The organism is Schaalia sp., from assembly GCF_050312375.1.
Lineage (GTDB): Bacteria > Actinomycetota > Actinomycetes > Actinomycetales > Actinomycetaceae > Pauljensenia > Pauljensenia hyovaginalis.
This window is the reverse complement of record NZ_JBNOYB010000021.1, coordinates 1-4,468: the sequence shown is the minus strand read 5'-3', so window position 1 is coordinate 4,468 and position 4,468 is coordinate 1. Positions and strand designations below refer to the sequence as shown.

Annotated in this window: 3 protein-coding genes; all 3 read left to right on the top strand. The window is 65.7% G+C overall.

Annotation, left to right across the window (positions count from 1 at the left end; all coding sequences use genetic code 11):
* Positions 1-137: 137 nt before the first annotated feature.
* The 3 genes from nrdI to putP all read left to right on the top strand — a co-directional run bounded on the left by nrdI (position 138) and on the right by putP (position 4,402).
* Positions 138-554, top strand: coding sequence for a class Ib ribonucleoside-diphosphate reductase assembly flavoprotein NrdI (gene nrdI / locus ACQY7V_RS01225; RefSeq protein WP_154475490.1), 417 nt, complete (start codon positions 138-140; stop codon positions 552-554).
* Complete coding sequence (nrdE, locus tag ACQY7V_RS01220) at positions 524-2,680, top strand: class 1b ribonucleoside-diphosphate reductase subunit alpha (protein WP_428638524.1); 2,157 nt, start codon at positions 524-526, stop codon at positions 2,678-2,680. Before nrdI ends, nrdE begins: the two co-directional genes overlap by 31 nt.
* Positions 2,681-2,905: 225 nt before the next feature.
* Entirely contained in the window at positions 2,906-4,402 is a 1,497-nt protein-coding gene (putP, locus tag ACQY7V_RS01215; protein WP_154475494.1) for a sodium/proline symporter PutP, read from the top strand.
* Positions 4,403-4,468: the final 66 nt, after the last annotated feature.

Below are 4,468 nucleotides of genomic sequence, written 5' to 3'. Positions count from 1 at the left end.
ATGTCCGCCGCCGCGGCGGCGGCCGCACCGCTCGCAGTCGGCCAGGCCTGATCCCCTCCCCGTCCCGGCCGCCGCCAGGCGACCGGGACGATTCACGTCCGCCCCGCCCTCGTCGATCGAAGAAAGGAAGGCCGCCCATGGTGAAGGTCGTCTACTTCTCCTCGGCGACGAACAACACGAAGCGCTTCGTCGACAAGCTCGGCCTGCCCAATGAGCGCATCCCGCTGAGGCGAAGCGATCCGGCGCTGCACGTCGACGAGCCCTACGTCCTCATCGTCCCGACCTACGGGGGCGGCAACATCAAGGGGGCCGTCCCCAAGCAGGTCATCGCCTTCCTCAACGACCCGGAGAACCGCCGCCGCTGCGTCGGCGTGATCTCCTCGGGCAACACGAACTTCGGCACCGCCTACTGCCTCGCCGGCGACATCGTCTCGGCAAAACTGGGCATCCCCCACATGTACAAATTCGAGCTCCTCGGAACCCCCGAGGACGTCTCCCGAGTTCGCGAAGGACTGGAAGAGTTTTGGCAGAGAATCTCACCGACACCGGCCTAGAGGACGTTTCCAACCCCGAGCTCGACTACCACGCGCTCAACGCCCAGCTCAACCTCTACGACGCCGAGGGGAGGATCCAGTTCGACGCGGACCGCAAGGCCGCTCGTCAGTACTTCCTCCAGCACGTCAACCAGAACACCGTCTTCTTCCACGACCTCGAGGAGAAGCTCGCCTACCTAGTGGACGAGGGCTACTACGAGGCCGAGGTCCTTGAGCAGTACGACTTCGCGGACGTCAAAGCCCTGTTCAAGCAGGCCTACGCCCACAAGTTCCGCTTCCCGACCTTCCTCGGGGCCTTCAAGTACTACACCTCGTACACCCTCAAGACCTTCGACGGGAAGCGCTACCTCGAGCGCTTCGAGGACCGCGTCGCGATGGTCGCCCTGTACCTCGCGCGCGGCGACGTCGCCCTCGCCCGCAACCTCGTCGACGAGATGATGACCGGGCGCTTCCAGCCGGCCACCCCGACCTTCCTCAACGCCGGCAAGCGGGCGCGCGGCGAGCTCGTCTCCTGCTTCCTCCTGCGCATCGAGGACAACATGGAGTCGATCGCCCGCGGCATCAACTCCGCCCTCCAGCTCTCCAAGCGCGGCGGCGGCGTCGCCCTGTCCCTCACGAACCTGCGCGAGGCGGGCGCGCCGATCAAGAAGATCCAGAACCAGTCCAGCGGCGTCGTCCCGGTGATGAAGCTCCTCGAGGACTCCTTCTCCTACGCGAACCAGCTCGGCGCGCGTCAGGGCGCGGGCGCGGTCTACCTGCACGCCCACCACCCCGACATCATGAGCTTCCTCGACACCAAGCGGGAGAACGCGGACGAGAAGATCCGCATCAAGACCCTCTCCCTCGGCGTCGTCATCCCCGACATCACCTTCGAGTTGGCGCGCAACAACGAGGACATGTACCTCTTCAGCCCCTACGACGTCGAGCGCGTCTACGGGGTGCCCTTCTCGGAGATCTCCGTGACCGAGAAGTACCGCGAGATGGTCGACGACGGGCGCATCCACAAGAAGAAGATCAACGCCCGCCGCTTCTTCCAGACCCTCGCCGAGATCCAGTTCGAGTCCGGCTACCCGTACATCGTCTTCGAGGACACGGTGAACCGCGCGAACCCGATCAAGGGCCGGGTCACCATGTCGAACCTGTGCTCGGAGATCCTCCAGGTCTCCGAGGCCTCGACCTTCAACGAGGACCTCTCCTTCGACCACGTCGGCAAGGACATCTCCTGCAACCTCGGTTCGCTCAACATCGCCAAGACCATGGACTCCGAGGACTTCTCGAAGACGATCGAGACCGCGATCCGCGGCCTCACCGCGGTCTCGGACCTCTCCGACATCCAGGCCGTCCCCTCGGTGGCCCGCGGCAACCGGATGAGCCACGCGATCGGCCTGGGCCAGATGAACCTCCACGGCTACCTCGCCCGCGAGCGCGTCATGTACGGCTCCGAGGAGGCCCTCGACTTCACCAACATGTACTTCCTGGCCGTCGCCTATGAGGCGATCAAGGCCTCCTGCCTCATCGCCAAGGAGCGCGGGACGCGCTTCGAGGGCTTCGAGGACTCGAAGTACGCCTCGGGCGAGTACTTCGCGAAGTACATCGAGGGCGATTGGACGCCGAAGACCGAGCGCTGCCGCGAACTGCTCGCCGCTTCCTCGATCCGCATCCCGACGCCCGAGGACTGGAAGGCCCTCGCGGCCGATGTCGCGGCCCACGGCATGTACAACCAGAACCTCCAGGCGATCCCGCCGACCGGTTCGATCTCGTACATCAACAACTCGACCTCCTCGATCCATCCGATCGTCTCGCGGATCGAGATCCGCAAGGAGGGCAAGATCGGCCGCGTCTACTACCCGGCGCCCTACATGACGAACGACAATCTCGAGTACTACGTCGACGCCTACGAGATCGGCCCGGAGAGGATCATCGACACCTACGCCGTGGCGACCCAGCACGTCGATCAGGGCCTGTCGCTCACGCTCTTCTACCCGGACACGGTGACGACGCGCGACATCAACAAGTCCTACATCTACGCGTGGCGCAAGGGCATCAAGACCCTGTACTACATGCGCCTGCGCCAGATGGCGCTCGAGGGCACCGAGGTCGAGGGCTGCGTGTCCTGCATGCTCTGACCCCTCCGCTTCCCGCTTCTGCGTTCGGGCCCCGCCCTCGTTCATCGACGAGGGCGGGGCCTTTAGTCGAAACCCCTACCATGACCTAGGTCCCAAGTGTTAGGCTTCCCGCGTCCAAAGGCTTTCACGGACGCGGGACCTTCGACCCAGGCAACGAGGCCTCAAAGAAACCCCGCAGCACTGTCCGAGACGCCCGCGCCCTGAGCACTCCAGGAAGGAATGCCCATGTCGACAACGACATTCCAAGCGATCGCGATGATCATCTACCTCGTCGCGATGGTGATGATCGGCCTCTTCGCCTACAACCGGACGAAGAGCCTCGACGACTACATGCTCGGCGGGCGGGGGCTCGGCCCCGCCGTCGCCGCCCTCTCAGCCGGCGCCGCGGACATGTCCGGCTGGCTCCTCATGGGCCTGCCCGGCGCCCTCTACGCCACCGGCCTCCTCGAGGGCTGGATCGCCGTCGGCCTCACGGTCGGCGCCTGGCTCAACTGGAAGTTCACCGCCCCGCGCCTGCGGGCCTACTCGCAGATCGCCAAGGATTCGATCACCATCCCCTCCTTCCTCGGGGAGCGCCTGCGCGACACCTCGAAGACCGTCCGCATCGTCGCGGGCATCGTCATCACGGTCTTCTTCACCTTCTACGTCTCCTCCGGAATGGTCGCGGGCGGCTCCTTCTTCGAATCCTCCTTCGGCATGAACTACCACCTCGGCATGGTGATCGTCGCCGCGGTCACGGTCCTCTACACCCTCGTCGGCGGCTTCCTCGCCGTCTCATGGACGGATGTCGTCCAGGGCCTCATCATGCTCATCGCCCTCGTCGCCGTGCCGATCGTCGGCATCCTCCACGTCGGCGGACTCGGCCCCCTCATCGAGCAGGTCAACGCCATCGACCCGACGATCCTGTCCTTCACCCACGGGGACCACGCCCTTTCGGGCGCCGCGATCCTCGGCATCGTCTCCGCGCTCGCCTGGGGCCTGGGCTACTTCGGCCAACCGCACATCATCGTCCGCTTCATGGCGCTGCGCTCGGTCGCCGAGGCGAAGCAGGGCCGCCGCATCGGCATCGGCTGGATGGTCCTGTCCGTCATCGGCGCCGGGCTCACCGCCATCGTCGGCGTCGCCGTCTACCAGCACGACACCGGCAGGCTCGCCAACCCCGAGGGCGTCTTCATCGCCCTCGGCCAGATGCTCTTCCACCCGCTCCTCGCCGGCTTCATGCTCGCGGCGATCCTCGCGGCCATCATGTCGACGATCTCCTCCCAGCTCCTGGTCACCTCCTCCGCCCTCGTCGAGGACATCTACCACGCCTTCACGAAGCGGGAGTTGTCCGGCGCGGACGGCGTCCTCGCCGGGCGCATCGCGGTCGGCGCGGTCTCAGTCATCGCCGCCCTGCTCGCATGGCCCAGGTCGGACACGATTCTCGGCCTCGTCGCCTTCGCCTGGGCGGGCTTCGGCGCCTCCTTCGGGCCGATCGTCATCCTCGCCCTCTACTGGAGGAGGCTCACCGCGAAGGGCGCGATCGCCGGCATGATCACGGGCGCCGTCGTCGTCGGCATCTGGGGGAACGTCTCGGGCGGCATCTTCGACCTGTACGAGATCGTCCCCGGATTCCTCCTCAACCTCCTCGTCACGATCGCGATCTCCTCGGCGACCCACAGTCCCCATGCTGAGATTGAAGCAGAAATGGATCAAGTCGTAGCGCAGACTAAGGGAATCTAAACCCTTCGATCCGCGTCCGCACCCGCATTCAACAGAAGCGGGTCGGCCCCGGCGCCCTGGGCACGC

Excerpts from the sequence above, each read along its gene's own strand:
- nrdI (WP_154475490.1), top strand. The coding sequence starts at position 138 with ATGGTGAAGGTCGTCTACTTCTCCTCGGCGACGAACAACACGAAGCGC.
- putP (WP_154475494.1), top strand. The coding sequence starts at position 2,906 with ATGTCGACAACGACATTCCAAGCGATCGCGATGATCATCTACCTCGTC.